The 567-nt window shown below is 35.3% G+C and carries 1 protein-coding gene; it reads right to left on the reverse strand.

Annotated elements, in window-relative coordinates; all coding sequences use genetic code 11:
* Positions 1 to 160: 160 nt before the first annotated feature.
* Positions 161 to 460 carry a DUF1827 family protein gene (locus HT691_RS11060; RefSeq protein ID WP_138702259.1) on the reverse strand — a complete coding sequence of 100 codons (300 nt, stop codon included), beginning with the start codon at positions 458 to 460 and terminating at the stop codon, positions 161 to 163.
* Positions 461 to 567 lie beyond the last annotated feature (107 nt).

Genomic DNA, 567 nt, shown 5'->3' on the forward strand with positions numbered 1-567 from the left:
ATTTCTAACAATGTTTTAGAAGTAGAGGTGTACTATTATAGTTTCAATCTACTATATAAAAACGCATAATAGCGAGTGTACAGTGTACCTCAATACTATGCGTTTTATTGTGGGAAGACTTATTGGACTTTCGCTCAAGTAGAGTTTTTACTCAATTTCCTCACTGGATTGGGATTGAAATTCCAATTAATTTCTCTGAGTAGAGTGTCTTGATATTGGCTTCATCAATAGAGTCCTTATTAATTTTACGTTTCAAGAAAAATTCTTGAATGGTTTCGATTTCAGGCTCACGAATAGCACGGTGTTTGTTTGAGATGAGGATTTCATAGTGAAGCGGCGCTTGGGTAAAAATAACATCTGTATTCCCTGCAGAATAAACCTCAACAAGGGTTGCATCTGTACTTTCTAGCTGACTTTTTACAAGTTGCGAGTGTGAGTTTGTCGTATTGATAAGCTTCATAATATTTCCTCCGATTTTCTAATTCTATTATAGCACTTTTTGAATAAAGTCGCTTGATTTATACTCAATGAAAATCAAAGAGCGAACTAGGAAGCTAGCCGCAGGTT

This window comes from Streptococcus sp. 477 (genome assembly GCF_013277295.1).
Taxonomy (GTDB): Bacteria; Bacillota; Bacilli; order Lactobacillales; family Streptococcaceae; genus Streptococcus; species Streptococcus pseudopneumoniae.